This is a genomic window from Methylopila sp. Yamaguchi, from assembly GCF_002897035.1.
Lineage (GTDB): Bacteria > Pseudomonadota > Alphaproteobacteria > Rhizobiales > Methylopilaceae > Methylopila.
This window is the reverse complement of sequence record NZ_BAUX01000008.1, coordinates 77,125-92,249: the sequence shown is the minus strand read 5'-3', so window position 1 is coordinate 92,249 and position 15,125 is coordinate 77,125. Positions and strand designations below refer to the sequence as shown.

The following is a 15,125-nucleotide window of genomic DNA, read 5'->3' as shown; positions in this document are numbered from 1 at the left end:
TCGCGTTTCCCCGATCCCGCGACAGGCTTCCTTGTCCCGCTTTGACACGGGGGAGGGGGGACGTCGTTAACGCAATCTCGCCAATTTTAACGTTTCGTTAACTTTCGACTCGATTCGCGCGCGCGTTAACGGCTCATTAGTCATGAGCGAGCGGGTGGACCTGTCACGTCCGAGCCTTGCGCCCCTACGAAGGGCGCGCGGGCCCGTCTCTCGCTCGTGTGGCGGTGGAGACGAGGTACGGTCATGGTCGCATTGGACGCAGCGTCCGGCGGTGGCGCACGCGAAAGCGCGCTGTCCCATCCGAAGGCGGGGATCAAGGTCGGGGGTCCCGACGCGCTCTGGAAGCGCTTGGAGTACGGCACGCTGATCGGCGGCATGGGCGTCGGCGCCATGCTCGGCGTGTGGTGGATGTTCACGCACCCGATGACCTGGATCGAGTGGACCTCGCTCGGCGTCGGCTACGTGATCATCAATGTCGGCGTCGGGATGGGCTACCATCGCTACTTCACCCACCGCAGCTTCGAGACCTCGGTCCCGATGCGCTACGCGATCGGCATTCTGGCTCAGCTCTGCTGCCAGGGCTCGGTGCTGCGCTGGGTCGCCGACCACCGCCGCCATCACGCCCACGCCGACCAGTGCGGGGACGTCCACAGCCCCGTCGTCGACGGCCTCTGCAACAACGAGGGCACGCTGAAGGGCCTGTTCCACAGCCACATCGGCTGGCTGGCGGACTCCACCACGACCGACCTCGACGTGTTCGCCCGCGACCTGCAGCAGGACCCCGTGATCATGTGGTGCCATCGCACCCGCTGGTTCTGGGCCTTCGTCTCCATGGCCGGCGCGCCGTTCCTGTTCGGCTACGCCTTCGGCGGGCTCGAGCACGGGATCGGCTCCATGCTGGTGGGCGGATTCCTGCGCACCTTCCTGTTCCTCAACATCGTGCTCGCGGTGAACTCGATCGGCCACACCTTCGGCTCCGAGCGGTTCGACAACCACAGCCACGCCAAGAACAACTGGATCCTGGCGCTGCTGACCTTCGGCGACGGCTGGCACAACAACCACCACAAGCACCCGCGCAACGCCTACGCCGGCCTCGCTTGGTACGAGATCGACGTCAACGGTTACATCATCTCGGGTCTCGAGAAGCTCGGGCTGGTGTGGAACGTGGTGCGCGTGCCGAACGCCAAGGCGGACTGAGCGCCGCACGTTCCGCGGCGCGCGGGCCGCTTCCCCGCGCGCGCCGCTTTCGCATCCCTTCGCAGTTGCGGTAGTGTGACGCCGTCACGACCGTCGGGTCGGCTGGGGCGTCACGCGTATGCTTGTTCTGATCGTCGCCATCGGCACCTATGGCGACGTGCTGCCCTTCATCGCCGCCGGCGCGGAACTTGTCCGCCGTGGCCACGAGGTCGCGCTGTGCGCGCCGGCGCCGTTTGGCGACGCGGCGGGGCGGGCGGGCCTCGATTTCGCGCCCGCTATGAGCGCCGAAGAGTATGAGAAGCGCTTCGGCCACCCGACGTTCTGGACGCCGTGGCGTGGCGCGCGACGGCTGTTCCGGCAGGCCGCGCGGTCGCTGCCCGAGACATACCGCTTCGTCGCCGAACGCCGCCGGCCTGGCGAGACCGTCGTGGTCGGCTCGACCCTCGCCATCGGAGCCCGGGTGGCCTTCGACGCGTTCGGCGATCCGCTCATTTCCGTGCACCTTTCGCCGTTGACGATCCAGACCCGGCACGACGCGCCCCGCACGCCCGGCCTCCCCATGCCGCGCTGGCTCAACGCCGGGCTGAAGTGGGAGCTGCAGCTCGGCTCCGACGCCTACTTCGTCAATCCCGTAGTGCTGCCGCGCCTCAACGCGTTTCGCGCGGCGCTCGGCCTGCGGCCGGTGCAGCGGCTGCGCTACTGGTGGAACTCGCCGGCGCGGGTCGCGGCCATGTTTCCAGCCTGGTTCCACGCCGCCCAGCCCGACTGGCCGGCGCAGACCGTGCAGATCGGCTTCCCCGAGGCCGGCCGCGAAGGCGGGGCGGCCCAGGGGCTCGATCCCGCGTTGGAGGCCTTTCTGGCCGAAGGCGAGCCGCCGGTGCTCGTGACCTTCGGCTCGACGCGGCGCGACACCGAGCGGCTTTACCGCGTGGCGATCGCCGCCTGCGCGCGCCTCGGCCGCCGTTGCCTCGCGCTCTCGCAGACGCCGATCGAGGACGGCGGGGAGAGGCGCGCGGACGTCCATATCGCCCGCTATGCGCCCCTGCCGGAGGTGCTGCCGCGCTGCGCCGCAATCGTCCACCATGGCGGCGTCGGCACGATGGCGCAGGCTTTCGCGGCGGGCGTGCCCCAGCTTGTCGCCCCGCTCGCCTTCGACCAGGCCGACCACGCGATCCGCGTGGCGAAGCTTGGCTGCGGAGCGGCGTTCCGTACCGGCTGGTTCGATGAGCGCCGGGCGGCGCGGCTTCTCGGCGCGTTGCTGCGTTCCGAGCGGGTGCGCGCCCGCTGCGCGGAGGTCGCCGCCGCCTGCGACGGGCCCGGGGCGCTGGCGCGGCTGTGCGACGAGATCGAGAGCCTGGCCCCCGCGCGCGCCGCTTGAGAGCGGCCGGACCTTCGCCCTTAGTGTGTGTGGACGCTCGATGCTGCGGCGCCTAAGAACGTGACGAGTTCTCGCCCGCCGGTCCTTCGGGAGTCCCCATCTCGATGTTCAAGAAAATCCTCATCGCCAACCGCGGCGAGATCGTCTGCCGCGTGATCAAGACGGCGCGCCGCATGGGGATCGCGACCGTCGCGGTCTATTCCGATGCGGACCGGGACGCGCTCCACGTCGAGATGGCGGATGAGGCGGTGCACATCGGGCCGGCCCCGGCGTCGCAGTCCTACCTCGTGATCGAGAAGATCATCGCGGCCTGCAAAGAGACCGGGGCCGAGGCGGTGCATCCGGGCTACGGCTTCCTGTCCGAGCGCGCCGCCTTCGCCGAGGCGCTCGCGGCGGAGGGCATCGTGTTCATCGGGCCGAATCCGCGCGCGATCGAAGCCATGGGCGACAAGATCGAGTCGAAGAAGGCGGCGGCTGCGGCCAACGTCTCGACCGTGCCCGGCAACCTCGGCGTGATCGAGAGCGCCGAGGAGGCGGTCCGGATCGCCGACGAGATCGGCTACCCCGTGATGATCAAGGCCTCCGCCGGCGGCGGCGGCAAGGGCATGCGCATCGCCTATTCCGCGGACGACGTGGCGGAGGGCTTTCGCGCGTCAAAGTCGGAGGCGAAGTCCTCCTTCGGCGACGACCGCGTCTTCATCGAGAAGTTCATCGTCAATCCGCGTCACATCGAAATCCAGGTGCTGGGCGACAAGCACGGCAACGTCGTCTACCTCGGCGAGCGCGAGTGCTCGATCCAGCGCCGCAACCAGAAGGTTGTCGAGGAGGCGCCGTCGCCGCTGCTCGACGAGGCCACCCGCCGGGCCATGGGCGAGCAGTCGGTCGCGCTGGCGAAGGCCGTCGGCTACGACTCGGCCGGAACGGTGGAGTTCGTCGCAGGGCAGGACAAGTCGTTCTACTTCCTCGAGATGAACACCCGCCTGCAGGTGGAGCACCCCGTGACGGAGCTCGTTACGGGCGTCGATCTCGTCGAGCAGATGATCCGCGTCGCCTATGGCGAGAAGCTTGCGATCACGCAAGGTGACGTGAAGCTCACCGGCTGGGCGGTGGAGAGCCGCATCTACGCCGAGGACCCCTACCGCAACTTTCTGCCGTCGATCGGCCGGCTCAAGACCTACCGGCCGCCGGTCGAGGAGAGCGCGGGCGGGATCACGGTGCGCAACGACACCGGCGTCACCGAGGGCGGCGAGATCTCGATCCACTACGATCCGATGATCGCGAAGCTCATCACCCATGGCCCGGACCGCCTGACCGCCATAAAGGCGCAGGCCGGCGCGCTCGACGCCTTCGCGATCGACGGCATCCAGCACAACATCCCCTTCCTCACCGCGCTCATGGAGCATCCGCGCTGGCAGGAGGGGCGGCTCTCCACCGGCTTCATCGCCGAGGAGTTCCCGGACGGCTTCGCGCCGGCGAAGCCCGACGGCGAAATCGCCGCGACGCTGGTCGCGGTCGCCGCCCAGATCGACTGGCTGACCATGGAGCGCCGGCGCGCGATCTCGCACCAGTTGCGCCGCGGCGCGGCCACCAAGGAGATGCTCCGCACCATCCTGCTCGACGGCGCCCCGACGCGCGTCGAGACGCGGCCCGACGGCGACGCGGTGGCGGTGCGCCTCGTCGACGAGGAGGACGGCGGCGAGGGCCGCGTCTACCGCGTCGCGACGGACTGGAAGCCGGGGGAGCCGGTGTGGCGCGGCGAGGTCGACGGCAAACCGGTTTCGGTGCAGGTGCGCAAGCACCCGCCGGCGGGCTGGGACCTCGCCCACCGTGGCGTCTCGGTCCTCGCCCGCATCCACGGCGCCCGCATCGCCGAGCTGCTGGCGATGATGCCGGAACGCCAGGTCGCCGACACCTCCAAGCTGCTGCTCTGCCCGATGCCGGGCCTCGTGGTCTCGATCGCGGTGCAGGAGGGCCAGGAGGTCAAGGCCGGCGAGATCCTCGCCGTCGTCGAGGCCATGAAGATGGAGAACGTCCTCCGCGCCGAACGCGACGGCAAGATCGCCAAGATCAACGCTCAGCCCGGCGACAGCCTGGCGGTGGACGCGGTGATCCTCGAGCTGGAGTGAGGGCTGCGCGGGGCGGGACGAGGCCGCCTCAGCGCTCGGCCCTCATCTCTTCGGCGGCGCCATCGGGCCGCCGATCTCCAGAGCCCGCACGAGCGCGGGACGCCGCTTGAGGCGGTCGAGGTAGGCGGAGATCGCCGGCCGGTCCGCGAGAAGGCCGGCGTGCCTCGCCATCTCCAGCACATAGACGAACTGGATGTCGGCGAGCCTCAGGTCCTCGCCCATGATGAAGCCCTCGCCTTCCACGGCGCTTGCGATCAGCTCCAGCACGCGGGCGAGGGGCGAGGCGACGAAGGCCGCCATCCCATCGGACATCCCGACGCGCGCCCCGACGGCGGAGATCATGATGGGGAAAGCGGCGGTGCTTTCGACGTACTGCAGCCATTCCTCGTGACGCAGGCGCTCCGCCTCCTCCGAGGGCGTGAAGCGCCCGCCGCCGTAGACCCGGTCGATGTGGCTCAGGATGACCGCCGATTCCCCGATCACGAGGCCGCCGTCCTCGATCACCGGCGACTTGCCGAGCGGGTGGACGGCTTTCAACTCCGGCGGGGCGCGGAATTCCGCGTCTCGTTCGTAGCGCACGAGCCTGTAAGGCGCGCCGATCTCCTCGAGCAACCAGAGCACGCGGGTCGAGCGGGAGTAGGCGAGGTGGTGGACGGTGAGCATCGCGGACCGGCGGTAGGGAAGAACGCTCCGAGCCTATGCCTTTTCGCGACGCCGGTCATCGGCGGCCTAGGGTTCGACATCGCCGGATTTATCCCTAAGCTCTCCCCATGCCTCACTATTTCGCTTACGGCGCGAACATGTGCCGACGGTCGATGGCCCGCCGCTGCCCGATGGCGGAGCCTGTCGGTCCCGCGGTGCTCGACGGCTGGCGGTTCGCGATCTCCCGCGACGGCTACGCCACGGTCCTGCGCGACCCTGCGGCCGCCGCGCATGGCGTGCTGTGGCGCCTGACGGAGAAGGACCTGTGGGCGCTCGACGCCTTCGAGCGGGTCGCCATGGGGCTTTATCGCAAGGAACGGCTGCGGGTGCGGTCGGCGGAGGGCGCGCGCAGCGCCATCGTCTACGTCTCGCGGCACGTCCAGCCCGGGATCGCCGTCTCCGGCTACATGAGCGAGATGGTGATCCCGGCGGCGGTCGAATGGGGGCTGCCCGAGCCCTATCTGGCCGAGCTCAGGCGGTTTTCATCGGGCGCGCGCGGCGGGCCCGCGGCGCAGGGCGGGTACCGATGACGGAGGTCGCGGCGGAGATCGTGGTCACGGGGCGCGTCCAGGGCGTCGGCTACCGCGCCTGGGCGCAAAGCAACGCCAACGGGCTTGGGTTGCGCGGCTTGGTCCGCAACCGGGCGGACGGCTCGGTGCAGGCGCTGGTCGCGGGTCCCGAGGAGCGAATCGCGGCCTTCGTCGAAGCCTGCCGGGCCGGCCCGCCCGAGGCCAAGGTCGCGCGCGTGGAGCGCCGCGCGGCGGAGCTCCACGCCGTTCCCGAGGGCGACCGCGTCGAGATCGCGCGCGACGCCTGAGCCCGAGCGGGTGAGAGTTCGAAGCTCAGGCGCCAGACAGCGCGATCGTCTCCACCCGTCGGGTGGGGCCGAAAACCTTCTCGAAGGTCTCCTGCAGCGCCATGTCGACCTCCGTCATGCTCACCACTCGGCCGAGATCGGCGAGGCTCGTCACGCCGTGATCGCGCACGCCGCAGGGCACGATGCCGGCGTAATGACCGAGGTCGGGCTCCACGTTCAGGCTGATCCCGTGAAAGGTCGTCCAGCGCCGAACCCGCACGCCGATCGCGGCGATCTTGTCTTCCGACTGCGCCCCGCGGTCGGGCCGGCGCACCCAGACGCCGACCCGATCCTCGCGACGCTCGCCGCGCACGCCGAATCGGTCGAGCGCCGCGATCAGCCAAGCCTCGAGCGCGGCGACGTAGCGGCGCACGTCGGGGCCGCGGCGGTGAAGGTCGAGCATCACATAGGCGATGCGCTGGCCGGGCCCGTGGTAAGTGTACTGGCCGCCGCGCCCTGTCGCGAACACCGGCAGGCGGTCGGGCTGCACCAGGTCGGCCGCGTCCGCTCCCGTGCCGGCGGTGTAGAGCGGCGGGTGCTCCAGCAGCCAGACGAGCTCGTTCGCGCTCCCCTCCGCGATCGCGGCTGCGCGCGCCTCCATGGCGGCGACGGCGGCGGGGTAGTCCACCAGCGAGTCGCTCACGAGCCAGTCCACCGGAGGAGCGCCGTCCGGCGCGGGCAGCCGCGCGGCGAGGCCGTCGCGTAGGCCGGAGGGGAGACGCTCAACCATGCGTTAACCACGACTGTGTTGCACTTCAGGGGGCCGGCGTATCGGCCGCAGCCGCCCCCGGAGACGTTTCGTGCCGCGCATCGACGAGGTCAACCTCGAGCTCACCATCGTGCTCGGCGCGGCGAGGATGCCGATCCATCAGCTGCTGCGCATGGGCCGCGGCGCGGTGATCGAGCTGACGACCGAGGACGACGACGCGGTGACGATCCTCGCCAACGACCATCCGATCGCGCGGGGCTCTGTGTTCGTCAACGGCGACCGCATTGGCGTGGAGATCACTTCCATGATCACGCGCGACCAGAAGGGCCGGACCGATCGCCTTACGCCTGCGCCCGAGCCCGTCGCCACGGCGGCGTGACGAGGCTCCGGCGGCGCAGGTTGTCCACAGCCGCTCGTCGGAGGCGAAACCCGGCCGATCGCCCTTGTGGAGCCGACATCGATTTGTTATCAGCACCGCCGTCGCGGTCGTGGCGGAACTGGTAGACGCGCAGCGTTGAGGTCGCTGTGGGGCAACCCGTGGAAGTTCGAGTCTTCTCGACCGCACCAGACATACTGGTCGCACAATCTACCTCATGCGATCGCAAAAGACCCCGGAAGCCCAGCTTCCGGGGTCTTTTGATTCGTGCGGCGGTATTTCGCGCCGGAAGGCGAGATCAGAGGCGCGTCACGGTCAGCCGGACGCTGCCGCTGTTGTTGTCGTAGGTTTGCCAGGTGTCGTTGGCGAAGCAGTAGAGATAGCCGGAGGCGCGCGGCGTGAAGGTCGCCTTGGCGCCGATCAGGAAGGTCTCGTGTTGCAGGATCATCGGCTTCGCCTCCCGCCGCAGGGGCCGCCCGATCTCCACGCCCGCTTCGTCGATCCACGCGCCGCTCGCGACGACGCCGACGAGCGCGAACCAGCCCAAGGCCTCCTCCCGCTTCGTCAGCCAGAAGTCGGCGTGCTGGTTGCCGGTCAGCCTCTTGTAGACCTGCTCGGCCTTGCCCCAGCCGGCGAGCAGGGCGTGCACCGCCTCGCCGAGGTGAAATTCGCCGTCGTCCGAACCCGTAGGGCCTGAAGGGATCGACTTGTCCAGCCACTGGCCGGTCGCGGCGAAGGCGTAAGGCGCGCCGGCCTCCAGGAACAGTCCCGTGGCGTTCCAGGGATCGCGGGCGAAGACGTCCACGGTCGCCGAGGACCGCGCCTTGGCGGCAGGCTTCGGGAGAGTGGCGGTCGGCCAATAAGAGAGCTGGCTTAGCGGCGGATTCCCGTGTCGGTCCCGCGCGGAGTCGTGCAGCGGCGCGGCGGGGTCGGCGAAGCTCGGGACCTCGCGCGGCCGCGACTTCAGCGTCCTGAACACGCCGGTGCGCGAATCGTGCAGCAGGCCGCGCGGGTCCGGCTTGAGCTGCGACTCGGCTCCGGCCCGGAAGGCGAGGCCCTCGGCCTTCGCCTCCTCCATCATCCAGGCAAGGGCGCCGTCCGACAGCCCGGTCTGGCCGTAGCCGCCGCCGACGTCGGCGTGGACGCCCGGAAACCAGCGTTGCTTCAGGTTCTGTTTCGGGGGCGTGTCGGACCACAGCGTCGGCGTGAAGCTCTGGCGGCGCTCGTCGATTGCGATCGCATGGCGGGCGTGAACGACGTTCGGGCTGAGGTCGGTGTCGTGGAACTCGTAGCGCGACGGGTCGTCGATCAGGTTGAGCAGCGCCATGTCGTCGGGAATGCCGAGCGCGCCGACCGTGTCCCACACGCCGATGAAGTGGATGGGCGTCTTTCCCTTGACGGGCTGTCCCAGAGCGACGCCCTTCGCAGGGCGCGTCTTGGTGGAGATCACGTCGTCCTTGCGCGCGCGGTAGTCGAAGGCGCCGTCCACCGCGGCCCAGATCGCGTCGTCCGACAGCCCGCCGAGGTCGGGCAGGCCGCAGCGCGAGATCATCCCGCTGAGCGACCGCACGGTGAAGGCGCCGCGGCTGAAGCCGAACAGCCAGATCCGATCGCCGGGTTCATAGGCGTCGGCGAGCCACCGGTAGGCGCTCTTCACGTTTTTGGTCAGGCCGACGCCCGCGGCTCCGCCGGCGACCCGGGTCCACCAGCCGCCGCCCGTTCCGACGCCCGGATGGTAGTAGCTCTTGCGGGGATCGCGATCGGCCAGGGCGCTGTAGATCTTGTGGACGTTGGTGGCCGCCGGCAGACCGTCGTCGACGTCGTCCGGCGTGTTCCAGGTGCCGTCGCAGCACACCACCCGATCGGTCATTTCGCGTCTCCCCCGAGAGTCGAATGATTGAGTTTCTCAGGATGTGCACGCTTTGCGTGTAAAGCAAGTCGGTCGGATCTTCCGTTTCGTCTTGCGGTTGCCGCGTCGCGGCATAAGACCTAAACCCCGCGAGGATCTTCAAAATCCTGCAACCGGGTTCGAGGGCGCATGACCGCTGACGTCGAAACGCGCGACCCCGAAGAGATCACGGCCGAAACCGCGTTTCGCGACGAGGAGGGGCGGCTCTCCCACGCCTTCGTCGAAACGGTCGCCGCGGCGATCGCGGCCGGGGACGAGGCGCGGCTTAAGGAACTCGTCGGCGATCTCCACGAATCCGACGTCGGCGACCTGATCGAGGCGCTGGAGCACGACGACCGGCCGAAGCTGATCGGGCTGCTCGGCAAGGACTTCGACTTCACCGCGCTGACCGAGATCGACGAGACGGTCCGCGTCCAGCTGCTTGAGGAGCTGCCTCCCGAGACCGTCGCCGAAGGCGTCCGCGACCTGGATTCGGACGACGCGGTCTACATCCTCGAGGACCTGGACGAGGCCGACCGCGCTCTCATCCTCGACCGGCTGCCTGGGCCGGACCGTGTGGCGCTCACCCGCAGCCTCGACTTCCCCGAGGAGAGCGCCGGCCGGCGCATGCAGACGGAGTTCGTCGCGGCGCCGCCCTTCTGGACCGTCGGCCACGTCATCGACTACCTCGCCGACACGCCGGGCCTGCCGGACACCTTCTACGAGATCTTCGTGGTCGACCCGGCGTACAAGCTGCTGGGCGCGGCGCCGCTCGACAAGCTGCTCAGGGCGCGGCGCACCTCGCTGCTCGCCGACATCCTCGACGACGATCCGCGCACGGTGCGCGCCACCGCCGACCAGGAGGAGGCGGCGCGCCTGTTCGAGCGCTACAACCTCGTCTCCGCGGCCGTGCTCGACGACGCCGACCGCCTCGTCGGCGTGCTGATGGTCGACGACATCCTCGACGTGATCGAGGAGGAGGCCGACGAGGACCTGCGCGCGCTCGGCGGCGTGACCGGCGACGAGGAAATTTCGGACACGGTGCTCTACACCGCCCGTAGCCGCATCCCGTGGCTGGTGGTCAATCTCTGCACGGCGTTCCTCTCCGCGAGCGTGATCGGCCTGTTCGAGGCCACCATCGAGCACATGGTGGCGCTCGCGGTGCTGATGCCGATCGTAGCCTCCATGGGCGGCAACGCCGGCACCCAGGCGATGACGGTCGCGGTGCGCGCGCTCGCGACCCGCGAGATCGGCGGCCACAACGCCCGGCGGCTGGTGCGACGCGAGGCGCTGGTGGGCCTCGCCAACGGGTCGGCGCTGGCGGTGCTCCTGGGGCTCGCCGCCGGCGGCTGGTTCCAGAACCACCAGCTCGGCGTCATCATCGCCACCGCCATGGTGGTCAATATGCTGTGCGCCGGCCTGTTCGGCATCCTCATCCCGCTCGCGCTCGATCGCCTGAAGGCCGACCCGGCGGTCGCCTCCGGCGTCTTCCTCACGACCGTCACCGACACCGTGGGCTTCTTCTCGTTTCTTGGTCTCGCGACCTGGTGGTTCGGCCTCGGCTGAGCCTGCCGCGCGACATGGTGAGCGGAGGATTAACCCTTTCGCCACGTTCTTGGCCTTTGCTGGCGAGGAATGATTCACCAAAGCGAGGGAGGACGGGATGAGCGAGAGCCCACGGGGGCGCCTGACGGGCGCGGCGGTGTTCGCGACGCTTGTCCTCGTCCTGATGCTCGAGATCGACCGGGCGCCGGCCGTCTCCCCGGAGGTCGCGGACGTCGTCGCGGCGGCCGCACTGCAGGAGCACGCCGACCGTTTGGCGGCGCTTCGTCCCTGATCGACGGATCACCGTTTTCATCCTAGAGTTTGCAACGCGTTCGGGACGAGGATGAGAGCCGCATGGGCCGCATCGGGGGATCGCTGGCGGGCCGCGCCTTGCGCGCGGGTCTCGCCATCGCCGTGGCGTCGGCGTTGAGCGCCTGCTCGACCGTCGGACCGGAGATCGAGCGCACGGCGCTCCACACCGACGTCGGTCCGACCGTCGGCCTCGGCTCGCCGCTCACCGGCGCCGTCACCACGCCGGACGACCACCCCATTCACGGCATCGACGTCGCGAAGTACCAGGGCTCGATCGACTGGTCGGGGGTCGCTGCCGCGGGCGCGAGCTTCGCCTACATCAAGGCCACCGAAGGCGGCGACCGGGTGGACGACCGCTTCGCCGAAAACTGGGCGGGGGCCAGGGCCGCCGGCGTGCCGCGCGGCGCCTATCACTTCTATTATTTCTGCCGCACCGGCGCCGAGCAGGCGGCGTGGTTCAAGGCCAACGTGCCGGTGGACCCGAATGCGCTCCCCATGGTGCTCGACATGGAGTGGAACCCGGATTCGCCGAGCTGCAAGCGCCGGCCGCCGCGGGAGGAGATCCTCCGCGAGATGTCGGTGTTCCTCCGCACGATCGAGCGGCACTACGGCAAGCGCCCCGCGATCTACACCAGCGTCGACTTCCACCGCGACGTGCTGGTCGGGGCGTTCCCGAACTATCACTTCTGGCTGCGGAGCGTCGCCGGACACCCGAGCATCCGCTACCATCTCTCGCGCAACTTCACGCTCTGGCAGCACACGGCGACCGGCCGCATCGGCGGCGTGACCGGCAACGTCGACCGCAACGTCTTCGTCGGCAACACAGCCGCTTGGCGCCGCTTCGCCGCGACGGGGCTCTGAGCGCCCCTCTGGGCTCAGGAAGCGTCGCCGCTGGCCTTCTGCAACTCCCGGCCCTGATATCGGTCGGGGCCGCCCTAACTGTCGTCCGACACCGATCCTCGGCCGGGCCTCGCGCTGACGTCGCCGCGCGACGGGCTTGAGACGTCCGGCCTGAACGGAAGGACGAGCCCATGGTCGCCACGACCCACAAAACGCCCCTCGTTTCCGCGAACGGCGCCGGGATCCCCGCCCTGGGCTTCGGGACCTGGCAGCTGAAGGACGACGTCGCGCGTCAGATGGTCGCCGAGGCGCTCAAGCTCGGCTACCGCCACGTCGACACCGCGCAGGCCTATGGCAACGAGGCGGAGGTTGGGCAGGGTCTCAAGGCCGGCGGGGTCCCACGCGACGAGTACTTCCTGACGACCAAGGTCTGGACCGATCGCTTCCGGTCGGGCGATCTCGAACGCTCGGCCGAGGAGAGCCTGAAGCGGCTGCATGTCGACCACCTCGACCTGCTGCTGCTGCATTGGCCGAACCCGGCTGTCCCGCTCAGGGAGACGATCGGGGCGCTGAACGCGGTGCGCGCCTCCGGGATGACCAAGCACATCGGACTGTCGAACTTCACGGTGGCTCAGGTGCGCGAGGCTGTCGCGCTCTCGGACGCGCCGCTCGTCACCAACCAGGTCGAGTTCCACCCGTTGATCGATCAGTCGAAGCTCAAGGCCGAGCTCGACGCGCAGGGCATGGCGCTGACCGCCTACAGCCCGATTGCGCAGGGGAGAGTGAACGAGACGCCGGCCATCAAGGCGATCGCCAAGGCGCACGCCAAGTCGCCGACGCAGGTGGCGCTGCGCTGGGCGCTGCAGCTCGACCGCGTCATCGCCATCCCACGCTCCTCGAAGATCGAGCGTGTGAGGGATAATTTTGACGTGTTCGACTTCACCCTCAGCGAGGCGGAGATGGCGACGATCTCGGGCCTCGGCACGCCCGAGGGACGGATCACTTCGCCCTCGTGGGCTCCGGTTTGGGACTGATCTTCGGATTGATCCAGCCGTCGCCGGGCGTCGCCCGAGGCGCGGCGTCCGCCGCCCGCCGGTCCGGCGCGACGCCGGGGATCAGCCGGCGGAGGACGGCGGTGATCGGCGCGGTCCATCCCAGCGTGGGCCGTTCGATGAACCGCCAGGACAGCCAGCCGGCGGCGAGCGCGAGGGGGAGGGTGGTCAGGAACACGGGCCAGCCCCCGAGCTGGGGCGCCGCGTAGGCCAGCGTCTGCTCGATCAGATAGCCCCAGACATAGAAGCCGTAGGACCATGCGCCGAGGGCAGCGAGCGGCCGGGCGAGCGGGAACGACGTGAACCCGACGCAGAGGATCGCGTAAGCGATCAGGATCATGCCCGCGAGGGCCGCGAGCGGCGTGAAGGCGAGAGGGACGCAGACGGCCGCGATCCCGGCGAGGATGCGGTTCGAAACCGGGATCCGGTCAGCGAAGACCGCCATGGCGACCCCCAGGCCGAAGGTCGAGCCGAAGCGGACGAGGTGATGCGGCGAGCCGAGCGCGAGATGTGCGGCCTCGCCGTTCCAGAACCAGACGACGTTGATCGCGAGGATCAGGCCGAGGCCAGCCAGCACCAGCGGCTTCCGCTTCAGCAGGCCGAGAGCGCCGGCGACGCCCAGCGCGACGGCGAACACGAACTCGTAGTGCACGGTCCAGAGCGGGATGTAGAGCAGGCTCGGCTTGACGTTGCCGTCGAACACGCCGGGCAGCGTCGCGTTGACGTTCAGCAGTGTTGCGACCTTCAGCACGAACAGGACCGGGGCGGCCGAACCGAAATAGTCGGCGAGGCTCAGCCGCGTCACGAGCGGGCCGAGCACGAACGCCGCGACGAGCGCGGAAACCAGGATCGCCGGCACGTAGCGCACGATGCGCGCGACGACGAAGCGCAGGAGATCGGGCCGCGTGAGATAGCTGCGGGCGAGCAGCAGGCCGGAGAGCGCGAAGAAGGCGTGCACCCCATGGAAATCCAGCGAGAACGCGAACACGTGGGCGTAGTCGCGCGTCGCGATCCCCGGCGTCGTCACGACCCAGGCGTGCGCCCACAGCACCGCCGAAGCGCCCAACATGCGGACCGCCGCCAGCGTGTTGTCGCGGCGTGCGAGACAATCGGCGAGGGTGGGCATCGGGGCGAGCGGATCCTTGGCCGTCAGTCACGATCTCGGCGGGCGCAATGGCGCGCGCCTCCGCGCACTCTAGACTTCCGCTCGTGAAGAAAGAGTCGCCCGCGGTCCGTCGATCGCGCGGCAGTCCCGCGAGGCCCTGAATGTTCTTCGTTGCGTCCAAGATCCTGGGCTTCGTCGCCGCGCCGTCGAACGCGCTCGCTCTGCTCGGCTTGCTCGGCGCCGCGCTCGCGGCCTTCGGCTTTCGGGGGGTGGGAGCGGCGTTCATGGCCGTCTCGGTGATAGGCGTCGCGATCGCGGGCCTGTCGCCGCTTGGCAATCTTCTGCTGCTGCCGCTCGAGGAGCGGTTCCCCCGGGTCGAAGAGGGGCCGGCGCCGGCGGGGATCGTCGTGCTCGGCGGATCGTTCGACACCATCGTCGCGGGCTCGCGTCAGGACGTCGCGCTGACCGAGGCCGCCGAGCGCATGACGGTTGTCGCGGAGCTCGCGCGGCGGTGGCCTGACGCGCGCATCGCCTTCACCGGCGGCTCCGGCTCGATGCTGTTCGACGGCGCGACGGAGGCCGACCTCGCCGAGCGCATGTTCGTGAGCTTCGGGATCGCGCGTGAGCGCATTACGCTCGAGGGCGCGTCGCGCAACACGGTGGAGAACGCGCGCTTCACCCTCGACCTGGTGACGCCGAAGCCGGGCGAGCGTTGGCTGCTCGTCACCTCCGCCTACCATATGCCGCGGGCGATCGGCTGTTTCCGCGCGGCCGACTTTCCCGTGGAGGCTTGGCCGGTGGACTACCGCACCCGCGGCCCGGAGGACGCGTGGCGTCCGTTCTCCTCGGTCGGCGCCGGCCTGCGTCGGGTCGACATCGCGGTGCGGGAGTGGGTCGGACTTGTGAGCTACTGGCTGCTGGGATATGTGAGCGCCCCGTTGCCCCGCCCTTAAAAGACCACACATACTGCGACGCAGCGTTTCGCCGTCCATAGGTCGCCCGCACCCCCGCAACGCGGCTCAAGGTTCTCCATGACTGA

General features: G+C 69.6%; 15 protein-coding genes and 1 tRNA gene. 12 read left to right on the top strand and 4 right to left on the bottom strand.

The features are described 5' to 3' along the window. Window positions 1-243: 243 nt before the first annotated feature. The 3 genes from METY_RS11000 to METY_RS10990 all read left to right on the top strand — a co-directional run bounded on the left by METY_RS11000 (window position 244) and on the right by METY_RS10990 (window position 4,701). The gene (locus tag METY_RS11000; protein ID WP_103121436.1) at window positions 244-1,197 is read left to right on the top strand and encodes an acyl-CoA desaturase; all 954 of its coding nucleotides are present in this window, start codon (window positions 244-246) and stop codon (window positions 1,195-1,197) included. A 118-nt stretch (window positions 1,198-1,315) separates the two neighbouring features. Beyond that, on the top strand, window positions 1,316-2,575 hold the full coding sequence (locus METY_RS10995; protein ID WP_103121435.1) for a glycosyltransferase: 1,260 nt from the start codon (window positions 1,316-1,318) through the stop codon (window positions 2,573-2,575). 104 nt (window positions 2,576-2,679) lie between these two features. Beyond that, on the top strand, window positions 2,680-4,701 hold the full coding sequence (locus METY_RS10990; protein WP_103121434.1) for an acetyl-CoA carboxylase biotin carboxylase subunit: 2,022 nt from the start codon (window positions 2,680-2,682) through the stop codon (window positions 4,699-4,701). Between the two features lie 42 nt (window positions 4,702-4,743). On the opposite strand, the gene METY_RS10985 is transcribed toward METY_RS10990, so the two are convergent. Further along, on the bottom strand, window positions 4,744-5,364 hold the full coding sequence (locus tag METY_RS10985; RefSeq protein ID WP_103121433.1) for a glutathione S-transferase family protein: 621 nt from the start codon (window positions 5,362-5,364) through the stop codon (window positions 4,744-4,746). Between the two features lie 107 nt (window positions 5,365-5,471). On the opposite strand from METY_RS10985, the gene METY_RS10980 reads away from it, so the two are divergent. Beyond that, window positions 5,472-5,933: a gamma-glutamylcyclotransferase family protein gene (locus tag METY_RS10980; RefSeq protein WP_103121432.1), complete on the top strand. Its 462-nt coding sequence runs from the start codon at window positions 5,472-5,474 to the stop codon at window positions 5,931-5,933. Next, complete coding sequence (locus METY_RS10975; protein WP_103121431.1) at window positions 5,930-6,220, top strand: acylphosphatase; 291 nt, start codon at window positions 5,930-5,932, stop codon at window positions 6,218-6,220. Before METY_RS10980 ends, METY_RS10975 begins: the two co-directional genes overlap by 4 nt. Before the next feature lie 25 nt (window positions 6,221-6,245). Here the strand turns inward: METY_RS10975 and lipB are convergent, their stop codons facing one another. Continuing rightward, a complete protein-coding gene (lipB, locus tag METY_RS10970) occupies window positions 6,246-6,989 on the bottom strand; it encodes a lipoyl(octanoyl) transferase LipB (RefSeq protein WP_103121430.1) in 744 nt (247 codons plus the stop codon). Window positions 6,990-7,059: 70 nt separating this feature from the next. Here lipB and METY_RS10965 point away from each other — a divergent pair, with 70 nt between their 5' ends. Further along, complete coding sequence (locus METY_RS10965) at window positions 7,060-7,347, top strand: FliM/FliN family flagellar motor switch protein (protein WP_103121429.1); 288 nt, start codon at window positions 7,060-7,062, stop codon at window positions 7,345-7,347. A 103-nt stretch (window positions 7,348-7,450) separates the two neighbouring features. Then, window positions 7,451-7,535 (top strand) — tRNA-Leu (locus tag METY_RS10960). A 107-nt stretch (window positions 7,536-7,642) separates the two neighbouring features. Here the strand turns inward: METY_RS10960 and METY_RS10955 are convergent. Next, on the bottom strand, window positions 7,643-9,214 hold the full coding sequence (locus tag METY_RS10955; RefSeq protein ID WP_103121428.1) for a DUF2235 domain-containing protein: 1,572 nt from the start codon (window positions 9,212-9,214) through the stop codon (window positions 7,643-7,645). Between the two features lie 168 nt (window positions 9,215-9,382). On the opposite strand from METY_RS10955, the gene mgtE reads away from it, so the two are divergent. The 4 genes from mgtE to METY_RS10940 all read left to right on the top strand — a co-directional run bounded on the left by mgtE (window position 9,383) and on the right by METY_RS10940 (window position 12,963). Then, entirely contained in the window at window positions 9,383-10,798 is a 1,416-nt protein-coding gene (mgtE, locus tag METY_RS10950; protein WP_103121427.1) for a magnesium transporter, read from the top strand. A gap of 97 nt (window positions 10,799-10,895) precedes the next feature. After that, window positions 10,896-11,069, top strand: coding sequence for a hypothetical protein (locus METY_RS21080; RefSeq protein WP_160147345.1), 174 nt, complete (start codon window positions 10,896-10,898; stop codon window positions 11,067-11,069). A 62-nt stretch (window positions 11,070-11,131) separates the two neighbouring features. After that, on the top strand, window positions 11,132-11,950 hold the full coding sequence (locus METY_RS10945; RefSeq protein ID WP_103121426.1) for a glycoside hydrolase family 25 protein: 819 nt from the start codon (window positions 11,132-11,134) through the stop codon (window positions 11,948-11,950). A 170-nt stretch (window positions 11,951-12,120) separates the two neighbouring features. Then, on the top strand, window positions 12,121-12,963 hold the full coding sequence (locus tag METY_RS10940; RefSeq protein ID WP_103121425.1) for an aldo/keto reductase: 843 nt from the start codon (window positions 12,121-12,123) through the stop codon (window positions 12,961-12,963). On the opposite strand, the gene METY_RS10935 is transcribed toward METY_RS10940, so the two are convergent. Beyond that, window positions 12,929-14,107 carry an acyltransferase family protein gene (locus tag METY_RS10935; RefSeq protein WP_244593608.1) on the bottom strand — a complete coding sequence of 393 codons (1,179 nt, stop codon included), beginning with the start codon at window positions 14,105-14,107 and terminating at the stop codon, window positions 12,929-12,931. The genes METY_RS10940 and METY_RS10935 overlap by 35 nt on opposite strands. 140 nt (window positions 14,108-14,247) lie before the next feature. Here METY_RS10935 and METY_RS10930 point away from each other — a divergent pair, with 140 nt between their 5' ends. Further along, window positions 14,248-15,039, top strand: a complete 792-nt coding sequence (locus METY_RS10930; protein WP_103121424.1) for a YdcF family protein — start codon at window positions 14,248-14,250, stop codon at window positions 15,037-15,039. The last annotated feature ends 86 nt before the right edge of the window (window positions 15,040-15,125 follow it).